Annotated in this window: 1 protein-coding gene; it reads right to left on the bottom strand. The window is 52.4% G+C overall.

Going from position 1 to position 508, the window contains the following annotated elements:
• The coding region (rlmJ, locus tag VT06_RS17250) for a 23S rRNA (adenine(2030)-N(6))-methyltransferase RlmJ (protein ID WP_152659070.1) at window positions 1-508 on the bottom strand (508 nt) is incomplete at both ends.

Genomic DNA, 508 nt, shown 5'->3' with positions numbered 1-508 from the left:
GCGTTTTCGGCGGTAACTGCTGGATTACCCCGGCCAGGCCATCGCCATGCACAACGCGGCCCGTATGCCGTTGCTTGCTCGCCGTGGCGCGATCTTGCAGCGCAGCATGTTCGGCTGGGTGTAGCTCAAACACGGTATGCCGATCTTGGCTACGGCGAAATTGCGCTACCCAACCGGGCGAACCCGGGTAGTAACGTAACTTCGCTACATCATGCAATTCAGCCTGTTGGGTTGCTTCGGCATTAGCGTTATCAAGGCCAGCAAAAAAATCAGCCCAAAAGCTATTCTTTTCCAGAGCCTCGCGCACATTAATTGCTTTGGCAACACCAGTACGAAACTCGCCCTTCTTTTGCGCTTGCGCATCAGCTAAATCGTAATGCCCTTTGCCCGCATGGGTATCAAAATAGTGAATTGCACTTTCTTTTGCCTGCATTCGTTGCAAAATCGCAATTAACGTAAGGTGTTTTTGCACATCGGCTGGGTTGCCAGCGTGATAGCCGTGTTGGTA

This window comes from Arsukibacterium sp. MJ3, from assembly GCF_000987765.1.
Lineage (GTDB): Bacteria > Pseudomonadota > Gammaproteobacteria > Enterobacterales > Alteromonadaceae > Alishewanella.
This window is presented reverse-complemented; position numbering and strand designations above follow the sequence as displayed.